Origin of the sequence: Sphingobium naphthae (assembly GCF_043589935.1) — a bacterium.
Lineage (GTDB): Bacteria > Pseudomonadota > Alphaproteobacteria > Sphingomonadales > Sphingomonadaceae > Sphingobium > Sphingobium naphthae_A.
This window is the reverse complement of record NZ_CP171454.1, coordinates 1,629,503-1,647,674: the sequence shown is the minus strand read 5'-3', so window position 1 is coordinate 1,647,674 and position 18,172 is coordinate 1,629,503. Positions and strand designations below refer to the sequence as shown.

Genomic DNA, 18,172 nt, shown 5'->3' with positions numbered 1-18,172 from the left:
GCGCCTCTGTGCCAGCGAGACAGGGCTCGCGGCATCGGGCGTAGAAAAGGGCGAGCGCGTGTCGACATTAGCATCCAAGATCGTACCGTTCGGCTCCGGCAGCCGGATCGTGGAAACCGCCTGCAGGAGCCTGTCCATCGCCGCGGGCGGGCTGCAGGCCCTGGAAGCGCGCTTTAGCGAGCGGGAATTTGCCGCCACCTTCCTCCGTCTGGTCGGCGTCTTGATGAATGTCCGGGGCCGCGTGATCGTCACCGGCATCGGCAAGAGCGGCATCGTCGCGCGCAAGATGACCGCGACGCTGACATCCACCGGGACGCCCGCCATCTTCCTGCATCCCGCCGATGCCGGTCATGGCGACCTTGGCATGGTGACGCCGGACGATGTTGTCCTGATGCTGTCGCATTCGGGCGAGTCGACCGAACTCGGCCCGATCATCCAATATTGCAAGCGCTTCGCCGTGCCGCTGATGGGCATGACGGCGCAACCCCAGAGCACGGTGGCTCAGTCGGCCGACATCTGCATCCTGATGCCCGACGTGCAGGAAGCCTGCCCCAATGCGCTGGCCCCCACGACCTCCACGACGGTGCAGATGGCGTTCGGCGACGCGCTCGCTGTGTCGCTGATGGAAATGCGCGGTTTTTCGGCGGACGACTTCCATAAATTCCATCCCAATGGCCGCCTGGGCGCGCAACTGCTCAAGGTGCGCGAACTCATGGCGCGCGGCGACCATGTGCCGATGGTCCGGGAAGACGCCTCGCTGCTCGACGCGACCATCGAAATGACGCGCGCGCGCCTTGGCGGCACGGCCGTGGTGGATCGCAACGGCCGCCTGATCGGCGCCTTCACCGATGGCGATCTGCGTCGCACCGTCACTGGCAAGCAGAATCTGACCGAGCCCGTCGGCCGGTTCATGACCGTCACGCCGCAGGCCGTGGGGCCCGACGAACTGGCGTCCGAAGCGCTGCACATGATGCATGAACGCAATATCATGCTGCTGTTCGTTTGTGAGAATGGGCGGCTGACCGGGGCGCTGCACATGCACGACCTGCTGCACGCCGGCGTCGCCTGAACCTTCTCGTCGTCATTCCCGCGCGGGCAGGCTCCACCCGATTGCCGCGCAAGCCATTGCGGCTGATCGCCGGGCGCACGCTGCTGCACCGGACGATCGCCATGGCGCGCGCCGCGATCGCCGGGCGCGGCGGCGTCGGCCTGATCGTCGCGACCGATGATGAAGCGATCGCCGATCATGCCCGCATGGCGGGATGCGACTCGGTCCTGACCGACAGCGCCATAGCGACCGGCTCCGGCCGCGCGCTTGCCGCGGCGCTATCGCTGCCTCAAGCGCCGCGCTTCGTCGTCAATCTGCAAGGCGACTCGCCGTTCCAGCCCGAAGGCGCCCTGGCCGCGGTGATCGCCGCGCTGGAGGCGGGCGCGGAGGTCGCGACCCCGGTCATCGCGCTTGACTGGGCGGCGCTCGACGCCTTGCGCGACCACAAGACGCGCTCGCCCTTCAGTGGCACGACCTGCGTGCGCGGCGTGGATGGGCAGGCGCTCTGGTTTTCAAAGGCGATCATTCCCGCCATCCGCGACGAGGAACGCCTGCGCGCCGCCGCGCCCCTGTCCCCGGTATGGCGCCATGTCGGCCTTTACGGCTATCGGCTCGACGTGTTGCAGCGGTTCGAAGCGTGCCCGCCCACCGCGCTCGAAAATCTCGAAGGACTGGAGCAGTTGCGACTGCTGGAACTCGGCATCAGGATCATGACCGTCGCGGTCGATCCGCCGCGCTTCGACAGTTCGGGGATCGACACCGAAGCCGACATTGCCCGGGTCGAGCGCCTGATCGCCGCGCATGGCGACCCCACGCCGGATCTTTGACGCTCCATGCGCCGGGTCTTCGTCATTCGCCACGGCAACACCTTCGCCAGCGGGGAGGCGCCCCGCCGGATCGGATCGCGCACGGACATTCCGCTGGTGGAGAGCGGCCATGCCCAGGCGGCGGCGCTTGCCAACAGCTTTGCGGGCTCGCCCGTTCGCCTGCTGCTGTCCAGCCCGCTGCTGCGCGCGCGCCAGACGGCTGCGCCGATCGCCTTGGCCACCGGTCATCCACTGGACGGCACTCGGCCCTGGCTGGCGGAGATCGATCATGGCCCCGACGAAGGCCAGCCGGAAGAGGCGGTGATCGCGCGCATCGGTGCCCAGGCACTTGCCGATTGGGAAGAGCAGGGCATCGCGCCCGACGGCTGGCATGTCGATGGGCCGGCACGGATCGCGGCCTGGCGCAGCTTCTTCGCGGACGGGGGCGAGGGCGCCGACCTGCTGGTCACCAGCAACGGCGCGGCGCGCTTCGCCCTGATCGCGCTGGGCCTTGCCCCGCGCAAGCTGCGCACCGGCGCCTTTGGCGAATTCGCCGTGGAGGAGGACGGTAGGGCTGAACTGATCCGGTGGGACGTCCGGCCGCAGGAGGCGGCCTAGCTGACGGCAGGCTCCAGCAGCCGGATCGTGCCCGCGCTCGCATCCATTTCCGCCTGCACGCCCAGGGGCAGGCTATATTGATTGGCGACATGGCCGAACTGACCGCCCTGAAAGGCGGGGATGCCCAGCGGTTCGAGATGCTGCTGCAGCACTTCCGACAGGGTGAAGCCGCCATAGCTGGGGCCTGCCGCGCCGCAGTCGGTGCATTGGCCGAAGACGACGCCCGCCAGCTTGCCGAGCACCCCTGCCAGCGCCAGCTGCGTCAGCATCCGGTCGATCCGATAGGGCGCTTCGCCGATATCCTCGATGAACAGGATCGCGCCGGAGAAATCGGGCAGCCAGGGCGTGCCCATCAGGGCGGCGAGGACGGTCAGGTTGCCGCCCAGCAGACGGCCGCGCGCGACGCCCGGGCGAAAGGTGCGGACGCGGCCCACGCGCTGCGCCAGCCGATCCTCATGCCCCTGCGGATTGACCAATGTCGGCGTCGCGGCGTCGAAGGCGACGGCGCGGAAGGCGTCCCAGCTATAGCTGCCCCAGCTGCTCGATGCGTTGGGACCATGAATGGTGGTGAAGCCCACCTTCGCCGCGAAGGAGAGATGCAGCGCCGTGATGTCGGAAAAGCCGATCAGCAGCTTGGGATTGCGGCGGATCGTCGCGAAGTCGAGCAGCGGCAGGATGCGCGCGCAGCCCCATCCGCCGCGCACCGCGAACACGGCCCGGACCTGCGGATCGGCGAACATGGCGTTGACGTCCGCCGCCCGATCCGCATCCTTGCCGGCCAGATAGCCATAGCGATCCACCAGATGCGGCGCGAGCCGGGGGGTAAGGCCCATCGCCAGGATCGTGTCCTTGACCAAGTCGAGGTCGAACGCGTCATCGGTGAAGCCCGCCGGCTCGATCAGTCCCACCGTATCGCCGGCGCGCAGCCGCGGCGGTTTTATCAGCGTGTGCGATGGGGCGGCCAGCGCGCCCGGCGCTCGCGCCGCCAGCGTCAGGCTGCCCAGCGCGGCCACCCAATCGCGGCGGTTCATCTCGATCGTCAATAGCGTCTCCCATCCTTGTGACGATAGACCCCGCCCGACCACAGCAGGTCGATGTCGGGATAGTGGCAATCGCCCGTCGGCGGACGACCGAAGGCAACGAAGGCGCAGTCGGTGTCGCTTTCGTTGACCAGATGATGGCCGTCGGGCTCGCCCTTGGGAAAGGCGGCCATGTCGCCCGCGCGCAGCACCGTGCGCGCGCCCTCTTCGACCAGCATGGCCTCGCCCGACAGCATCACCAGAAATTCATCCTCATCCTCGTGCCAATGGCGCTGGGACGACGCGGCGCCGGGCTTCAGAACGACATGGCTGACGCCAAAGTCGGTGAGGCCGGCAACCGGGCCCAGGCGCCGCACCCAGCGTTGCTGCACGAGGCGTGCATGCGCGCCGGGATAGCCGGTGTCGTTGCGCTGCGCGATACTGTCCAGGTCGATGCGGGGCATGGCCTCATCCTCCTTCTGCCGCTGGCCAAGGGCCAGGGCTTTCGCTAACGCGTCCCCATGAGCATGACCAGCACCAAAGACGATGTCGTGGCCTTGGCCCAGCGCCTGCTGGCCTGCCCGTCCGTGACGCCTGCCACCGGGGCGGTCTTCGCCGAACTGGAATCGATGCTGGCGCCGCTGGGCTTTACCGTCGATCGCTTCATCGCCGGGGAGGCGCCCGACGGGCCGGTCGAAAATCTGCTCGCCTGGCGCACGACTGGCGCGGGGCCGCATTTCGCCTATGCCGGCCATCTGGACGTGGTGCCGCCGGGCGCCGGTTGGACCAGCGATCCGTTCGCGCCCGACATTCGCGGCGATCTGCTCTACGGCCGCGGGGCGGTCGACATGAAGGGGTCGATCGCGGCTTTCGTGGCGGCGCTGTCCGACTTGCCCGACGATCTGCGCGGCACGATCAGCCTGATCATCACCGGCGACGAGGAAGGGCCGGCGGTGTATGGCACATTGGCGCTGATGGACAGGATGGCGACGCGCGGCCTTCGGCCCGATTTCTGCCTGGTGGGGGAGCCCACATCGACGCAGCGGTTGGGCGACGTGGTCAAGATCGGCCGCCGCGGATCGGTCAATATGTGGATCAACGTTCAGGGCGCGCAGGGCCATGTCGCCTATCCGCATCTGGCCGACAATCCCATACCGCGGCTGGTGCGCATCCTGGCGGCCATCGAAGCCGAGGAGCTGGACCAGGGCACGGACTGGTTCCAGCCCAGCAATATCGAAATCACCGATCTGGAGGTCGGCAACCCGGCCCATAATGTCATTCCCGGCCAGGCGACGGCGCGCATCTCGATCCGGTTCAACGACCGGCATAGCGGCGCGTCGCTCATCGAGCGGATAAAGGCACTGGCGGCCGTCGAAGGCGGCACGGTCGAAGCGCGGATCAGCGGTGAATCCTTCCTGACGCAGCCGGGCCCGCTGTCCGGCATGGTGACCGCCGCGATCCGAGACGTTACCGGGGTCGAGGCGGAACTGTCGACGACCGGCGGCACGTCGGACGCGCGGTTCCTCTCGCGCCTCTGCCCGGTGGTGGAGTTCGGGCTCAACAACGCGACGATGCACAAGCTGGACGAAGCGGTCGCGGTGCAGGATCTGCGCGATCTGCAGTGCATTTACGCGCGGATCATGGAACGGGCGCTGCGGCCCGCCTGACCGTCAGACGATGCGCCGTTCCTGCATGATGAGCGGGACGGCGAAGCGCGAGAGATAGGCCTGCTCGTCCATCGGCCGCGCGAGATGATAGCCTTGGAACAGGGTGCAGCCGATGACGCGCAGCATTTCCATCTGTGCTTCGGTTTCCACCCCTTCTATCACCACTTCGATGCCCAGCCCCTGGATCAGGCCGACGACGGCCGAACAGATGGTCCGCGCTTCGGCGGAGGTGGCGATGTCGCGCACCAGGCTGCGGTCGATCTTCACCCTGTCGACGGGCAGTTCCTTCAGCCGCGCGAGATTGGAATAGCCGGTGCCGAAATCGTCGATCGCCACGCGCAGCCCTTCGCTGCGCAGCGCGGCCAGCTGCTCCGAAATGCGCTGGTCCATCTCCATCGCGACCGATTCGGTGATCTCCAGCTCCAGCATCGTCGCGGGCGCCTGATAGGTTGCCATCGCATGTCGCAGCCGCAGGAAGAAGTCCGCCTGCGCCAGTTCGCGCGTGCTGATGTTGATCGCGATCCGCTGGTGCTGGCCCGCCTGCGCCCACCGTGCGGCGGTTTCGCAGACCCTGCTCATCACCCAGTCGCCCAAGGCAACTATGGTGCCGCTCTCCTCTGCGATGGGGACAAAGGCGCCGGGCATCACCAGATCCCGCTCTGGGTGCGCCCAGCGAACCAGCGCTTCGGCGGCGACGGCCTGTCCGCTCGTCGTGTCGATCTGGGGCTGGAATTGCAGCAGGAATTCGTCTCGCTGCAACGCCAGCAGCAGGTCGCGCTCCAGATCGGCGCGGTCGGCCGCCTCCAGCGCGAGTTCGGCGCTGTAGATTTCGGCGCGCCCGCGGCCCTGATGCTTGGCATGGTACATGGCGACATCGGCCGCGCGCAGCAGCGCCGACAGGGTATCGCCATGTTCGGGATAGCAGGCGATGCCGATCGACGCGCCCAGTTCGACATGCTGGCTGCCCAGGTCGAACCGTTCGCCCAGGGCGAATTGCACGGCGCGCGCGATCCGCGCCGCTGCGCTCGGGCCCGGCAACATGGGGAAGAACATGGTGAACTCGTCGCCGGCAAGACGGCCGATCACGGCGTCGCCTGTCCCGGCGCTCACCTGCGCCATCACCACTTCGCGCAAACGGCCTGCGACCCGCGCGAGCAACTGGTCGCCTGCCGCATGGCCCAGCGTGTCGTTCACGCCCTTGAACCCGTCCAGGTCGATGAAGAACAGCGCCGCCATGGCATCGGTCTGCCGGCCGGTCAGGTGGTGCTCGACCTGGCGGCAGAAGCTGGTGCGGTTCGCTAAGCCCGTAATCTGGTCGAACAGCGCCAGGCTCTGGACATGGTCCAGATTGGTGCGCACCTGGCTGAACAGGCTCTGCATCGCGACGGACAGATCGGGCAATTCCGCACCTATGTCAGGAGAGACCGGCGATTGCAGATCGCCATGCGCGGCCGAAAGCAGCCGTTCCGTCGCCGTGTCGATCGCGGCAGCAGTAGCCGCCATCGATCGACTGGCCGACGCCCAGCTCAACGTGCCGCACAGGATCGCGATGATCAGCGCGCGTCCGACCTGCATCAGGTCGTCCTGTTGCCCGGGTGTATAGCCCAGCACCAGGGAAAGGGTGAACACCAGCGCCCCCGCGGCGCAGGCGAAGGCAGCAGCGCGGCTTTTCAACGTGACGCCCTGCATTCGCCTCCTGCCCACTTTACGCTCCGTAAAGAGCCCGTTGCAATCCATATGGGGGAGAGTGGTTAAGAAACGGTCAGCAGCGAGGCGACGGCTGATGTTTATTTTCTGCGCCGCAAAATCAGATAAAGCGCGCCGTCGCCGCCGTGGCGGGGATGAGCAATGCGCACGCTGGCGATGCGATCGGCATAGACGCTGGTTTCCAGCCAATGGCCAATCTCCCCCCGGATCGCACCGCGACGCGATCTCCCCAGGTTTTCGGCAGTTTTCGGCGGCTTTCCCGTCACCACCAGCAGCACACGGGCATTGTTCGCAAGCGCGTTCGCGATCGCCTGGTTCAGCCGCGCATGCGCTGCCGACAGGCTATGACCATGCAGGTCGATGCTCATGTCTGGGCTGATGGTGCCGCCGCGAATGCGCCGTTCCCAGCTATTGTCCAGCATGGCGGCGGGCGCCGCCCGTGGGGGCGCCGGAGCGGCGGCAGGGGCAGGGGGTGTTAACCTTGTTTTCGCGGGATTATCCGCTGGAGAGGGCGGCATTGGCGTCGCCATGCGCGGGCCCGGCCGCAACGGACGGACCGACCGGGTCAGCGCCGTCCAGAGCGCCTCTTCCTCCGAACTCAGCCGCCGCCGGACCATGGCGGGGCCGCTCAGCGCCCGGTGAGTCGTGCGGCCGATCCGATCGGCAGCAGGATGAGCGCGCTGCCGCGAGCCGACATGCCGCCCGCGATGCCGCGCGCGCGCGCGCCCGCGCCCCAGAAGCTGTCGAAGCGGTTCGCGCCCTTGATCGCCCCGCCCGTGTCCTGCGCGATCCAGATGCCGTTGGGCTCCGCCCGGTCGAGCGAGAGCAGCACCGGCGCGCCCATGGGGATGAATTTGGGATCGGCGGCAACCGTGGCTTCCGGGGTCACGGGCATGCCCATGGCGCCGAGCGGCCCCGGCCCGGTGAGTTCGCGGAAAAAGACGAAGCTCTTATTCTCGTTCATGATGGCCGCGCCTTCGGCCGGGTGTGCGCGCAGATAGGCCATGATGTCCTGCATCGACCCGGCCTGGATCAGGCCGCGATCCTTCATCAGCTTGCCGATGCCGGTATAGTCGCGGCCATTCTGCCCGTCATAGCCGATGCGCATGACGCCGCCGTCGGGCAGCAGCAATCGCCCGCTGCCCTGCACCTGCAGAAAGAAGAACTCGACCGGATCGGCCGCCCAGGCCAGCTCCAGTCCGCGCCCCGCTAGCGATCCCGCCACGATCCGGCTGCGTTCGTCATAGGGAATGAACCTGGTGCCCTGCACCTTGCCGCGGATCGATCGGCCCTTCAGGCTTTCGCTGAACTGGCCCAGATCGACGTCGATCAGGTCGTCGGGACGGCGATAGATCGGCACGTCGTAACCGGGCTGGCGCGTGCGCGACCCGGCGATCTCCGGTTCATAATAGCCCGTGACGAAGGCGGCGCCATCGCCCACCTGCACCGCTTCGAAATAGCGCGAGAAAAATTCGCTGGCGGAGGCATCGGGCCAGCTGGAGGCCGCCGCGCAGCTATTGTTCCAGTCTGACCCGCGCGTCAGGCCGCTCGCGTCCGTGCGGCGCATCAGGCTGGGGCAGGAGAGGCGGAAGGCCTGCAGGGCGCGGCGCGCCTGTTCACCCGAGGGGAGAAGATCGGCAATCGCCGGCCCGCGCGTGACGCCCAGTCCCGCAGCCGTGCTGGTGTCGATGCCGAGCTCGGCTGGCGTAGCGACGGACAAGGTGGGACGGGGCGTGGCCGGCGTGGGCCGGGTCGCCACTTCGCTCGACGGCGCCGGCCTACCAGGCGCAGGCCCGCCCGCAGAGGGTGGAATGACGCTGCCCGCGCAGCCGGACAGCATCAGCGCAGCGATCAGCGCGCCTCCCTTGCTGCGCCGGATCATGCCGCGCTCGCGCTCCCGGACATGCGCGGGATCACGCTTCGTCGGTTTCGCTGAGCTTCCAGTTCGGGTCGGCGCTGCGAATGTCGCGGGTGAAGGTCCAGATGTCCTTCGTCCCGATCGCATCGGTCAGCGACCCGGCAATAACATTGCCGTCCTTGTCGCGCGTGATGGCGGCGATGTCCGCCTCGAAGCGCAAAGCGACTTCAGCGGTGCGATCGCGCATCGACGCCTCGACAATCTGCGCCTTCTCGATCCGAACCAGCCGGTTGTCCAGCACATGGCCATCGGCCTCGCGGGCGGCGATCGCTTCCTCGAACGAGGCCAGAACATCGGCGTCGCACAGCCAGGCCAATTCTTCCCGATCACCGCGCCAGAAGGCCTCCAGCACCATCTTGTAGGCGCTCTTTGCCCCATCGACGAACTGCGGCACGTCGAAGCTGCGATCGGCGGCGATGAGCGCGCGCACGCCGGCTTCGGCGCCCGGGGCGATCAGCCCTTCGGCCAGCCGCACCGAATCGCTGCCGCCCTGGCTCATCGGGCCGGGCTGCAGCACCGTGACCTGCGCGCGATCCTCGGCGGGACGCAGCGCCGGCTCCTGCTCATGCCCCGTGCGCTTGCCGAGCACGGAATAGAGCCGCAGCGCCAGAAAGCCGGCGATCATGGCGAGGATGACGATCACGTACACGGAAGCAAATACCCTTTGTTCGGGACGATGTTCCCGACAACATAGGCATGTTTCCCCCCAACTTCAAATAGACTGTGCCCGGGCCGCCATTGCCCTTGTTCCACGCCCCTGCTAAGCGCGCGGGCTATCATCTTCCGGGGGCGCGCCGCCGCCGGCCAACTGGGAAAGTCAAGGTAGGGATATGGCCGACGAAGCCGACATCAACAGCACCATCAACGTCCAGCCCAATGGCGTTGACGCCGGGCCGCAGATCGCGCTCATCAGCCAATATGTGAAGGACCTGTCCTTCGAAAATCCCAACGCCCCGGCGGTCTACCAGTGGCCCGACCAGCCGCAGATCGACGTCCAGTTCAACATCGGCGCCGACAAGGTGGGTGAGGAAGTGCTGGAAGTCTCGCTCCGGATCGAGGTGAAGGCGGTTGCGCCGCAGGGCACGGCCTTCGCGGTCGAACTGCTCTATGCCGCGATCTTCGGCATGCGCAACGTGCCCGAAGACCAGGTCCAGCCCTTCATGCTGGCCGAAGCGCCGCGCCTCATCTTCCCCTTCGCGCGCCGCGTCCTGGCCGACGCCATCCGCGACGGCGGCTTCCCGCCGCTGCTGCTCGATCCGATCGACTTCGGTTCGCTCTACATGCAGCAGGCCCAGCAGATGCAGGCGACCGCAGGCGAGCCCGCGGGCCACGCCTGACCCTCAGGCCATGTCTCTCTCTCCCGTTCGGGCCGAGCCTGTCGATACCCCTTCCTTGTCTTTCGGGGACAAGGAAGGTCCTTCGACAGGGTCGGCCCGAACGGGACGCGCATTTGCCCCATGAAACTGGTGAAAGCCCTGGGCTCGGTCGGCGGGCTGACGCTCGCCAGCCGCGTGCTGGCGCTGGTCCGCGATTCGCTGGCGGCGCGTTATGTCGGCGCCGGCTTTGCCTCGGACGCCTTCAACGGCGTCGCCTTTCGCCTGCCCAACATGTTCCGCGCGCTTTTTGCCGAGGGCGCCTTTTCCGCCGCCTTCATTCCGCTCTTCAACAGGAAGGCGGCCGGGGAGGGCGGCCTTCCCGCCGGCTATGACTTCGCCGAGCGCGCGCTGGCCGTGCTGCTGCCGGTGCTCATTGTCTTCACGCTGCTGCTGCTGGCCGCCGCCTGGCCGGTCACATGGCTGTTGTCGGGGGGCTTTTCGCGGCAGAACCCCACGCCCGATCAATTCGCCTATGCCGTCACCCTGGCGCGCATCACCATCCCCTATCTGGCGCTGATCTCGCTCGCCTCGCTGCTGGGCGGCATCCTCAATTCGCTCGATAAATTCTGGGTGAATGCCGCAGCGCCGATCCTGCTCAATGTCGCCATGATCGCGGGCTTGTGGTTTTTCCACGGCGCGGACGAATATGAAACCGCGCGGGTTCAAGCGATGTCGGTAACGATCGGCGGCGCGCTGCAATTGCTGTGGCTGATGATCGCCTGCCGCCGCGCCGGCGTCGCGATCCGGCTGAAGCGACCGCGAATGGACAAGGATGTGCGGGAATTGCTGCGCCTGATCGTGCCCGCCGCGGCGGGCGCTGGCGCCGCCCAGATCAATCTGCTGATTTCCACCGCCCTGTCGGGCTGGCTGCTCGCCTCGGGCTCCATTACCTATATCTACTATGCCGACCGGCTGAACCAGTTGCCGCTGGGCCTGATCGGCATCGGCCTTGGCACTATCCTGCTCCCCACCATCTCGCGCATGTTGTCAAAGGGCGAGGAGGCGGCAGCGATGGAGACGCAGAACCGGGGTATCGAACTGGCGCTGTTCCTCACCTTGCCCGCGACCGTGGCGTTTCTGACCGTGGCGGAACCGATCGTGCGCGGTCTCTTTCAATATGGCCGCTTCACGCCTGAAGACGCGATGCGCTGCGGCTGGGCGCTGTCGGCCTTCTCGATCGGCCTGCCCAGCTATGTGCTGGTGAAGGTGCTGACGCCGGGCTATTATGCGCGGGGCGACACCCGGACGCCGGTGCGCTACGCGATGCTGTCGATCCTGATCAACATCGCCGGCAATCTGGCGATGATCCCCACGCTGGGCCATATCGGCCCTCCGCTTGCCACCGCCCTGTCCTCGACCGTCAATGTCGCCATGCTCTACACCACATTGGTCAGGCGCGGTCACTTCGCCGCCGACGCCGGCCTGCGCCGCCGCATCCCCCGCCTGGCGCTGGCTGCGCTGATCATGGGCGGGGCGCTCTGGGCGGGCGAGGGGCTGCTCGATCCGTGGCTCACCGGGGCGATGCTCCAGCGCTATGTCGCGCTCGCGCTGCTGGTCGGCGCCGGGGTGGCGCTTTACGGGCTGGCGTCCTTCGTCACGGGCGCTTATCGGCTCTCCGACATCAAGGCGCTGATGCGCCGCAAACGTTCAACCTGACTAGAGAACGGATCAGTCCCATGCGCGTCCTTTCCGGCATCCAGCCGACCGGCAATCTGCACCTTGGCAACTACCTGGGCGCGATCCGCAACTGGGTGCGGATGCAGGACGAGATGGACAGCGAAAGCCAGTGCTTCTTCTTCCTTGCCGACATGCACTCGATCACGGTGCATGAAGGGCGCGAACAGCGCATCCGCAACGTGCGCGACATGGCGGCCGCTCTGGTCGCGGCCGGCATCGATCCCGACCGTTCGGTCCTGTTCAACCAGGCGCGGGTGCCCGCCCATGCGGAACTGTGCTGGCTGCTGAACGGCACCGCGCGCATCGGCTGGCTCAACCGCATGACCCAGTTCAAGGACAAGGTGGGCAAGGATCGCGAAGGCGCGTCCATCGGCCTGTTCGTCTATCCGGTGCTGCAGGCGGCCGACATATTGCTCTACAATGCCACGCATGTGCCGGTGGGTGAGGACCAGAAGCAGCATCTGGAACTGGCGCGCGACATCGCCACCAAGTTCAACACCGACTTCGGCGTCGATCTGTTCACCATGCCGGCCCCGATCATCCCCAAGGAATCGGCGCGGATCATGTCGCTGCGCGACGGCACGGCGAAAATGTCGAAATCCGACCCCAGCGACATGAGCCGCATCAACCTGACCGATGATGATGACGCCATCATGCAGAAGGTGAAGAAGGCCAAGACCGATCCCGAACCGCTGCCCGAAACGGCGGAGGGCCTGGCGGGCCGGGCGGAGGCGAGCAATCTGGTCGGCATTTTCGCGACCCTGTCCGGCGCGACGCCCGATGCCGTCTGCGCGGATTTCGCCGGGAAGGGCTTCGGCGCGTTCAAGCCGGCGCTCGGCGAATTGCTGGTCGAAACGCTTCGCCCGATCCGTGAGCGTTTCCTGCAGCTGCGCACCGACGATGCCGCGCTGGACTCGATCCTGGAAAAGGGCGCGGCCAAGGCCGCGTCGGCCGCCGAACCCACGCTGCGCGCCGCCTATGACGCCATGGGCCTGATGCGCTGAAAATACCGGGAGCGGGCGAGGCGTCGCGCATTCGCCGGCGTCGCCTCGTCCGCATGGCGGAGGCTCCATCTTTCGCCAGCGACCATTCTTTCCAGCGCCCTGACGGTTTTGCCAGCGCCGCGTCGTCCCTCCACCGAGAACATGGTTTGCGCCCATTCGGTCTCTTCAAGCGTTCAAACGATGTTCAGTTGCCTTTTGCTAATGCAGGGCGCAAGAATGAACCCAGGCTCCATGCCTGTCACAGGACGCAGAAAAATGACCCGTATCAAGAAGTTCGGTCTGTTCGCGGCGCCCGCCCTGGCGCTGGTGGCGCTGTCGGGCTGCGCCACGTCTTTCAAGGCCGATGTCGCCCGCTTCCAGCAACTGCCCGCGCCCGCGGGGCAGAGCTTCACGATCGTCGCCGATGATCCCAAGCTCGCCGGCGGCCTGGAATTCGCCCATTATGCCGACCTTGTCGGACAGCGACTGGCGCAGACCGGCTATGTCCGCGCCAATGATCCCGCCGGCGCCGACATGATCGTGCGCGTCGCCTACAAGGTCGATAATGGCCGTGAAAAGGTCCGCTCGACCGGCTTTGGCGATCCCTATTATGGCGGCTGGGGATGGCGCGGCCGCTGGGGCCGTCCCTGGGGCTATGGCTTCTATGATCCCTGGCTGTTCGGGCCGAGCGGCTATACCGATGTGTCGAGCTATACCGTCTATACCAGCGACCTCAGCCTGAAGATCGATCGCGCGGCTGACAATCGCCGCCTGTTCGAAGGCACGGCGAGCGCGCAGTCGCTCTCGAACAAGCTCACCTATCTGGTGCCCAACCTGATCGACGCGATGTTCACCAACTTCCCCGGCCAGAATGGCGAGAATGTGAAGATCACGCTGCCGCCGGAAAGTCGCGGCTGATCAAAGCCGCCAGCTTGGCGGATGGATAGAGCCCGGCCCTCGACAGAGGCGCCGGGCTTTTTCGTGGGCTAGCGGTATGCCACGGGGGGGGGCGCCCGACAAAAAAAAGGGCTCGCCGTCTGCCCGGCGAGCCCATGCTAGGGAGGGGGTCAATGAAAAAGCGGGCGCGCCTTTAGTCCGCGGCGTCTTCTACGGCCTGGCCAGCGCTCTGCACGTCGCGGCCGGCGCCTTCGACGGTGTTGCACGCGGCGACCATCAGCGAACCGGTGAGCAGCAAGGCGGTAAAAATCTTCTTCGCCATCGGGAAATCTCCTCAAGAAACTGTTGCCGCCTGGCTGTCCAGGGCGGCGACGAGAGAAAGAACCCGCGCCGGCGAAATCCGTTCCGGATCCTAAACAATAAAGATTTCAGGCTGTTGCCCAAAAAAGTCTGAGCCCGGAACGCGTCGGGGGGGGAGAAACGTTCCGGGCTCATATTTTGTGGATAGCAAGAGCGGGGGGCAAAAGATTTGCTATCCGAAGTGCAGAACCGCCGACGGACGCATTCGGTTCCCGCCTATGTTCAGGGAGCACGATTTTTATTTTTGCGCTCCGTCAAGCACTTCGCTGGTGTGTAAGAAATTAACCGCGAAAATGTCAGATCAGCGGACGGCCGCTGTTGCGATATTCCGGGCGAATGGTGGATTCCGGCAAGCGTTCATTGGGCGCGGGCGCAACTTGTGCGGGCGCGGCAGATACAGCATCGCCGCCGGGGCTGGGCGCAAAGGCTGCCAGAGCCGGACCCAGGGATCTCATCAAATTCTGTGTTGGCGCGGGCCTTGCCGGCCAACTGTGGCGCGCCGGGCCGGAAATCAGTTCCCGACCGGCATAAGCGGCGGTGAACGCCGCGACTGTGCCGTTGAAGCCGGGATTGCGGTAAAAGATATGCGCGCCCACGACCGCGACGGGTTGCAGCATCCCTGACCAGTCAGGCCGCACCGCCAGCGTATGATAATGGGTGGCCAGGCCGACGGGCGCATAGACGGACCCGGCCAGCGCCTCCTGCGCGATGCGCCGCGCGCGCGCCCATGCGGCTGGCGCGGGGATGCGCATCATCGACCCGTCGCAGCTGAAGGTGAACTGGCATTTATAGTCGGTCCGTTCGGACCCCTGGTAGATGACGCCGCACACGCTGTCTGGCCATAGCCGACTGCGCACCCGGTTAAGCACCACCTGCGCCACCGCGCGCTGCCCATCCTCCGGCTCGTTCCCTGCTTCATAATAGATGGCGTTGGTCAGGCAATTGAGCGCGCGATAGCTGTCCAGCGCGGTGATGCCACGAAACACGCCCGCGGGCGCGGCCCTGACTGCGTCCAGCCCCAGCACATGCGCGCTCCGCACGGTTTCCACGCCCGGCACCGGATCGAACGCGCCTTCCGCGAAGAAGAAGGCCGAGCCGGGGAAATTGTCGCCGGGCTGCTCGGTGGGGTCGACGGGCGCGGCGCTGCCTTCCAGCAGGTCGAGCGGCGCGGCGGTGATCAGGCGCGGTGCGACCAGCGCGCACAGCGCCAGCAGGGCGATCCCGCCCTTCGCCTTCCATCCCGTTGCTCGCATGTCGCCATTCCCGCGCATGGCCTCACGCCATGCTCCGGGCCTCCCATAGGCGAAATCTCCACCTATTTCTCCTGTAGAATCGCCGCGTGCCGCATTGGGACGGGCGTGGCGGAAAAGGTTAAGCCGCGCGCTTAAACCGACCCTTTGTCCCAGGCATCATTCGCTTGCTTGGCAAAGCCGCGCCTGCTCCGCTATGCGTGGCGCCATGCTGCTTTCCCCCAACAGTCTCGCGCTCATCGGCAATACGCCGCTGGTGCGCCTCGCCGGCCCTTCTGAAGAGACGGGCTGCGACATTTTCGCCAAATGCGAATTCGCCAATCCCGGCGCATCGGTGAAGGACCGGGCGGCGCTGTTCATCGTCAATGATGCCGAGGAGAAGGGGCTGCTGAAGCCCGGCGGGACCATCGTCGAAGGGACGGCGGGCAATACCGGCATCGGCCTGGCGCTCGTCGCCAATGCCAAGGGCTACAAGACGATCATCGTCATGCCCGAAACACAAAGCCGCGAAAAGATGGACACGTTGCGGGCGCTGGGGGCGGAACTGGTCACGGTGCCGGCCGCGCCCTATTCCAACCCCGGTCATTTCGTCCACACCTCGCGCCGCATCGCGGAAGAGACCGACAATGCGATCTGGGCCAATCAGTTCGACAATATCGCCAATCGCAAGGCGCATATCGTGGGCACGGCGGAGGAAATCTGGGCGCAGATGGACGGCCGCATCGACGGCTTCACGTGCGCGGCGGGCACGGGCGGCACCATTGCCGGCGTCGGCCTGGGGCTCAAGGCGCGGGATGAGAATGTCATCATCGCGCTCAGCGATCCCCATGGCGCGGCGCTCTACAACTATTATGCCCATGGCGAACTCAAGGCCGAAGGCTCGTCCGTCGCCGAAGGCATCGGGCAGGGGCGCATCACCGCCAATCTGGAAGGCGCGCCGATCGACACCCAGTTCCGCATTTCCGATGAGGATGGGTTGCATTGGGTCCGTCGCTTGCTGAGCGAGGAGGGGCTGTGCCTGGGTCTGTCCTCGGGCATCAACGTCGCGGGCGCGGTGGCGCTGGCCAGGCAATTGGGGCCGGGCAAGCGCGTCGCGACCATCCTTTGCGATACCGGTTTCCGCTATCTTTCCACCCTTTATAACCGCCCATGGCTGGAATCGAAGGGCTTGACGGTCTTCCCCTGGCTCGCGCACACTGCATGATCGCCGACACGGGTCGCGGCGAGGACGGGAACAAGAGCGCGAACATGGTCGATACGCCCCGCCGCCAGGAAGGGTTGCAGCGCGTTCAGATCGGACTGACCGGCCTGGCGGGCGTCGTGCTGCTCGTCGGCCTGGCCAATATCGTCATCGAAAAGGCGCGGGTCGATGACGCCGCGCTGGCGCCGCCAGTGACGACGACGCTCGAAACCAACGCGCTCGCGCCCAAGGAGCCGCTGGCGGAACTGGGCGTGCAGCCCGCGCCCGAGCAAGCGCCGATCGTGCCCGACCTTCAGCCTGATCCCAATCTCAAGAAACCCATGGACCGGGATCCGGCGCAGCCGCTCGATCGCGATCCAGCCCAGCAACCCAACTGACCGGATGGGCAGCCGCAGGGGAGGGCGCGTCGCGACAGCGGCGCTGAAGGGATTCCTCTGTTTCTGGCTGCCGATGATCGCCGCATTGCTGGCCGGCCTCTGGCGCGCCTTGCGGACCGGGCAGGCCGATCCCTGGGACTGGAGCATGCCTGTCGCGCTTCTGATCGTGCTGGCCGGCCTGTCGCTGGCCCGACGGTCCTGGCTGGTGCTGGCCTGGGGCGCGATCGGCGCAGCAGTGCCGCCGCTGCTCTTCTGCACGATTGCGGCCGATCGCCTGCCGCTGGTGTCGGCGGCGTTTGGCTTGGTCCTGGTCGCGCTGCTGGCCGCCTTTGCCGGCGCTTGGCTGCGGCGGCCGCCGGTCCGCGCGGCCCGTCCTGTCGCCGTCCTGATGATGGCGGCGGCGGCGTTGCTGCTCTGGCGCGGCCCCGCCCAGCCGCTGGCATCCGTGGCCGATCGGCCAAGGCTTGCGGTGCTGACCGGTCTTCCGCTCTTCTGGGCGGAGCCGGGACAGGGCGGGACCGCTCCGCACGACGCTCCGATCGTCACGGTCCTGCGCACGCGCTTCACGGTCGAACCACTGGATGATCCGATCGATCTGCCCCGCAGCGGCGCGGACCGACTGCTGCTGGCCCAGCCGCGTCCCATGACCCCGGCGCAGCGCGTGGCGATCGACGCCTGGGTCAGGCGTGGCGGCACCGCTCTGGTGCTTGCCGATCCGCTGCTGCGCTGGCCTTCCGACCTGCCGCTGGGGGATCGGCGGCGGGCGCCGTCCGCCACATGGCTCGCCCCTTTGTTGGCTCATTGGGGCTTTTCCCCCGGCCAGTTCCAGCCGGCGGAGGTTCGCCACTTCACGGCGGAGGACCAGCTTCTCACCCTCTCCGCCGCCTGGATGGCAGACGGCGCGGCGATGCAGCGGCGGCGGGTAGGAGCAGGCGATGTGCTGCTGGTGGGGGACGCAGACCTGATCGACGACCGGCTCTGGCTGGCGGCCTCCGGCGATCCGCTCGATCCACGCGCCTGGAGCGCCGATGCGCCCGCGTGCGTCGCGCAATGGCTGGGCTCCGCGACTCCGCAGGGGCGTCGCTGGATGCGCGCGCCAGCGAACGTGGTTGCGGGGCTGCGCTGGGCGATTCTGGTTGGGACAGGATGGGCGATGCTGGGTGGCGCATTGCTGCGCCGGCAATTCCAGCGTAGAGAAGTCGGAACAAAAAGTGAAAACCTGACAGGAGAAACAGAGAAAATCCCCTCAACCCACTTTTGACCAGCTT

Annotated in this window: 19 protein-coding genes; 11 read left to right on the top strand and 8 right to left on the bottom strand. The window is 66.8% G+C overall.

The window, feature by feature from the left end; genetic code table 11:
* Nucleotides 1-109 precede the first annotated feature (109 nt).
* Genes ACGGKE_RS08165 through ACGGKE_RS08155 form a run of 3 tightly spaced genes read left to right on the top strand, consistent with a single transcriptional unit; the run spans nucleotide 110 to nucleotide 2,472 of the window.
* The gene (locus ACGGKE_RS08165) at nucleotides 110-1,069 is read left to right on the top strand and encodes an SIS domain-containing protein (protein WP_394441832.1); all 960 of its coding nucleotides are present in this window, start codon (nucleotides 110-112) and stop codon (nucleotides 1,067-1,069) included.
* A complete protein-coding gene (locus ACGGKE_RS08160; protein ID WP_394441829.1) occupies nucleotides 1,066-1,875 on the top strand; it encodes a 3-deoxy-manno-octulosonate cytidylyltransferase in 810 nt (269 codons plus the stop codon). The genes ACGGKE_RS08165 and ACGGKE_RS08160 overlap by 4 nt, the downstream gene beginning before the upstream one ends.
* A 6-nt stretch (nucleotides 1,876-1,881) precedes the next feature.
* Nucleotides 1,882-2,472 (top strand): histidine phosphatase family protein, encoded by a 591-nt coding sequence (locus ACGGKE_RS08155; protein WP_394436862.1) that lies wholly within the window; start codon nucleotides 1,882-1,884, stop codon nucleotides 2,470-2,472.
* Here the strand turns inward: ACGGKE_RS08155 and ACGGKE_RS08150 are convergent.
* Together ACGGKE_RS08150 and ACGGKE_RS08145 are read right to left on the bottom strand one after the other, a co-directional pair.
* Nucleotides 2,469-3,503, bottom strand: coding sequence for an LD-carboxypeptidase (locus ACGGKE_RS08150; protein ID WP_394441826.1), 1,035 nt, complete (start codon nucleotides 3,501-3,503; stop codon nucleotides 2,469-2,471). The genes ACGGKE_RS08155 and ACGGKE_RS08150 overlap by 4 nt on opposite strands.
* 8 nt (nucleotides 3,504-3,511) lie before the next feature.
* A complete protein-coding gene (locus ACGGKE_RS08145) occupies nucleotides 3,512-3,955 on the bottom strand; it encodes a cupin domain-containing protein (protein ID WP_394436860.1) in 444 nt (147 codons plus the stop codon).
* A 57-nt stretch (nucleotides 3,956-4,012) separates the two neighbouring features.
* On the opposite strand from ACGGKE_RS08145, the gene dapE reads away from it, so the two are divergent.
* Complete coding sequence (gene dapE, locus ACGGKE_RS08140; protein WP_394436858.1) at nucleotides 4,013-5,158, top strand: succinyl-diaminopimelate desuccinylase; 1,146 nt, start codon at nucleotides 4,013-4,015, stop codon at nucleotides 5,156-5,158.
* A gap of 3 nt (nucleotides 5,159-5,161) precedes the next feature.
* Here the strand turns inward: dapE and ACGGKE_RS08135 are convergent, their stop codons facing one another.
* The 4 genes from ACGGKE_RS08135 to ACGGKE_RS08120 form a co-directional block, all read right to left on the bottom strand.
* On the bottom strand, nucleotides 5,162-6,847 hold the full coding sequence (locus ACGGKE_RS08135; protein ID WP_394436856.1) for a putative bifunctional diguanylate cyclase/phosphodiesterase: 1,686 nt from the start codon (nucleotides 6,845-6,847) through the stop codon (nucleotides 5,162-5,164).
* 98 nt (nucleotides 6,848-6,945) lie between these two features.
* The gene (locus tag ACGGKE_RS08130; protein ID WP_394436854.1) at nucleotides 6,946-7,482 is read right to left on the bottom strand and encodes a Smr/MutS family protein; all 537 of its coding nucleotides are present in this window, start codon (nucleotides 7,480-7,482) and stop codon (nucleotides 6,946-6,948) included.
* An 11-nt stretch (nucleotides 7,483-7,493) separates the two neighbouring features.
* Complete coding sequence (locus ACGGKE_RS08125) at nucleotides 7,494-8,747, bottom strand: murein transglycosylase A (RefSeq protein WP_394436852.1); 1,254 nt, start codon at nucleotides 8,745-8,747, stop codon at nucleotides 7,494-7,496.
* A 31-nt stretch (nucleotides 8,748-8,778) separates the two neighbouring features.
* Complete coding sequence (locus tag ACGGKE_RS08120) at nucleotides 8,779-9,432, bottom strand: Tim44/TimA family putative adaptor protein (protein ID WP_394436850.1); 654 nt, start codon at nucleotides 9,430-9,432, stop codon at nucleotides 8,779-8,781.
* A 181-nt stretch (nucleotides 9,433-9,613) separates the two neighbouring features.
* Here ACGGKE_RS08120 and secB point away from each other — a divergent pair, with 181 nt between their 5' ends.
* The 4 genes from secB to ACGGKE_RS08100 all read left to right on the top strand — a co-directional run bounded on the left by secB (nucleotide 9,614) and on the right by ACGGKE_RS08100 (nucleotide 13,737).
* Nucleotides 9,614-10,120: a protein-export chaperone SecB gene (gene secB / locus ACGGKE_RS08115; protein WP_394436848.1), complete on the top strand. Its 507-nt coding sequence runs from the start codon at nucleotides 9,614-9,616 to the stop codon at nucleotides 10,118-10,120.
* Nucleotides 10,121-10,240: 120 nt separating this feature from the next.
* A complete protein-coding gene (gene murJ, locus ACGGKE_RS08110; RefSeq protein WP_394436846.1) occupies nucleotides 10,241-11,815 on the top strand; it encodes a murein biosynthesis integral membrane protein MurJ in 1,575 nt (524 codons plus the stop codon).
* Nucleotides 11,816-11,835: 20 nt separating this feature from the next.
* Complete coding sequence (gene trpS, locus ACGGKE_RS08105) at nucleotides 11,836-12,840, top strand: tryptophan--tRNA ligase (RefSeq protein ID WP_394436844.1); 1,005 nt, start codon at nucleotides 11,836-11,838, stop codon at nucleotides 12,838-12,840.
* 255 nt (nucleotides 12,841-13,095) lie between these two features.
* The gene (locus ACGGKE_RS08100; protein WP_394436842.1) at nucleotides 13,096-13,737 is read left to right on the top strand and encodes a DUF4136 domain-containing protein; all 642 of its coding nucleotides are present in this window, start codon (nucleotides 13,096-13,098) and stop codon (nucleotides 13,735-13,737) included.
* Nucleotides 13,738-13,909: 172 nt separating this feature from the next.
* Here the strand turns inward: ACGGKE_RS08100 and ACGGKE_RS08095 are convergent, their stop codons facing one another.
* Both ACGGKE_RS08095 and ACGGKE_RS08090 read right to left on the bottom strand, forming a co-directional pair.
* Nucleotides 13,910-14,038, bottom strand: a complete 129-nt coding sequence (locus ACGGKE_RS08095; RefSeq protein WP_228165547.1) for an entericidin A/B family lipoprotein — start codon at nucleotides 14,036-14,038, stop codon at nucleotides 13,910-13,912.
* A 334-nt stretch (nucleotides 14,039-14,372) separates the two neighbouring features.
* Entirely contained in the window at nucleotides 14,373-15,329 is a 957-nt protein-coding gene (locus ACGGKE_RS08090; RefSeq protein WP_394436840.1) for a cell wall hydrolase, read from the bottom strand.
* Between the two features lie 205 nt (nucleotides 15,330-15,534).
* Between ACGGKE_RS08090 and ACGGKE_RS08085 the strand changes: the two genes are divergently transcribed.
* Genes ACGGKE_RS08085 through ACGGKE_RS08075 form a run of 3 tightly spaced genes read left to right on the top strand, consistent with a single transcriptional unit; the run spans nucleotide 15,535 to nucleotide 18,165 of the window.
* Complete coding sequence (locus ACGGKE_RS08085; protein ID WP_394436838.1) at nucleotides 15,535-16,530, top strand: cysteine synthase A; 996 nt, start codon at nucleotides 15,535-15,537, stop codon at nucleotides 16,528-16,530.
* Between the two features lie 44 nt (nucleotides 16,531-16,574).
* Nucleotides 16,575-16,904, top strand: coding sequence for a hypothetical protein (locus tag ACGGKE_RS08080; protein WP_394441823.1), 330 nt, complete (start codon nucleotides 16,575-16,577; stop codon nucleotides 16,902-16,904).
* A 4-nt stretch (nucleotides 16,905-16,908) separates the two neighbouring features.
* Nucleotides 16,909-18,165: an ABC transporter gene (locus ACGGKE_RS08075; protein WP_394436836.1), complete on the top strand. Its 1,257-nt coding sequence runs from the start codon at nucleotides 16,909-16,911 to the stop codon at nucleotides 18,163-18,165.
* Nucleotides 18,166-18,172 lie beyond the last annotated feature (7 nt).

Excerpts from the sequence above, each read along its gene's own strand:
- ACGGKE_RS08125 (WP_394436852.1), bottom strand. The coding sequence starts at position 8,747 with ATGATCCGGCGCAGCAAGGGAGGCGCGCTGATCGCTGCGCTGATGCTG.
- ACGGKE_RS08080 (WP_394441823.1), top strand. The coding sequence starts at position 16,575 with ATGGTCGATACGCCCCGCCGCCAGGAAGGGTTGCAGCGCGTTCAGATC.
- ACGGKE_RS08150 (WP_394441826.1), bottom strand. The coding sequence starts at position 3,503 with ATGAACCGCCGCGATTGGGTGGCCGCGCTGGGCAGCCTGACGCTGGCG.
- ACGGKE_RS08085 (WP_394436838.1), top strand. The coding sequence starts at position 15,535 with ATGCTGCTTTCCCCCAACAGTCTCGCGCTCATCGGCAATACGCCGCTG.
- dapE (WP_394436858.1), top strand. The coding sequence starts at position 4,013 with ATGAGCATGACCAGCACCAAAGACGATGTCGTGGCCTTGGCCCAGCGC.
- secB (WP_394436848.1), top strand. The coding sequence starts at position 9,614 with ATGGCCGACGAAGCCGACATCAACAGCACCATCAACGTCCAGCCCAAT.
- ACGGKE_RS08095 (WP_228165547.1), bottom strand. The coding sequence starts at position 14,038 with ATGGCGAAGAAGATTTTTACCGCCTTGCTGCTCACCGGTTCGCTGATG.
- ACGGKE_RS08090 (WP_394436840.1), bottom strand. The coding sequence starts at position 15,329 with ATGCGAGCAACGGGATGGAAGGCGAAGGGCGGGATCGCCCTGCTGGCG.
- ACGGKE_RS08145 (WP_394436860.1), bottom strand. The coding sequence starts at position 3,955 with ATGCCCCGCATCGACCTGGACAGTATCGCGCAGCGCAACGACACCGGC.
- ACGGKE_RS08130 (WP_394436854.1), bottom strand. The coding sequence starts at position 7,482 with ATGGTCCGGCGGCGGCTGAGTTCGGAGGAAGAGGCGCTCTGGACGGCG.
- trpS (WP_394436844.1), top strand. The coding sequence starts at position 11,836 with ATGCGCGTCCTTTCCGGCATCCAGCCGACCGGCAATCTGCACCTTGGC.
- ACGGKE_RS08075 (WP_394436836.1), top strand. The coding sequence starts at position 16,909 with ATGGGCAGCCGCAGGGGAGGGCGCGTCGCGACAGCGGCGCTGAAGGGA.
- ACGGKE_RS08155 (WP_394436862.1), top strand. The coding sequence starts at position 1,882 with ATGCGCCGGGTCTTCGTCATTCGCCACGGCAACACCTTCGCCAGCGGG.
- murJ (WP_394436846.1), top strand. The coding sequence starts at position 10,241 with ATGAAACTGGTGAAAGCCCTGGGCTCGGTCGGCGGGCTGACGCTCGCC.
- ACGGKE_RS08100 (WP_394436842.1), top strand. The coding sequence starts at position 13,096 with ATGACCCGTATCAAGAAGTTCGGTCTGTTCGCGGCGCCCGCCCTGGCG.
- ACGGKE_RS08135 (WP_394436856.1), bottom strand. The coding sequence starts at position 6,847 with ATGCAGGGCGTCACGTTGAAAAGCCGCGCTGCTGCCTTCGCCTGCGCC.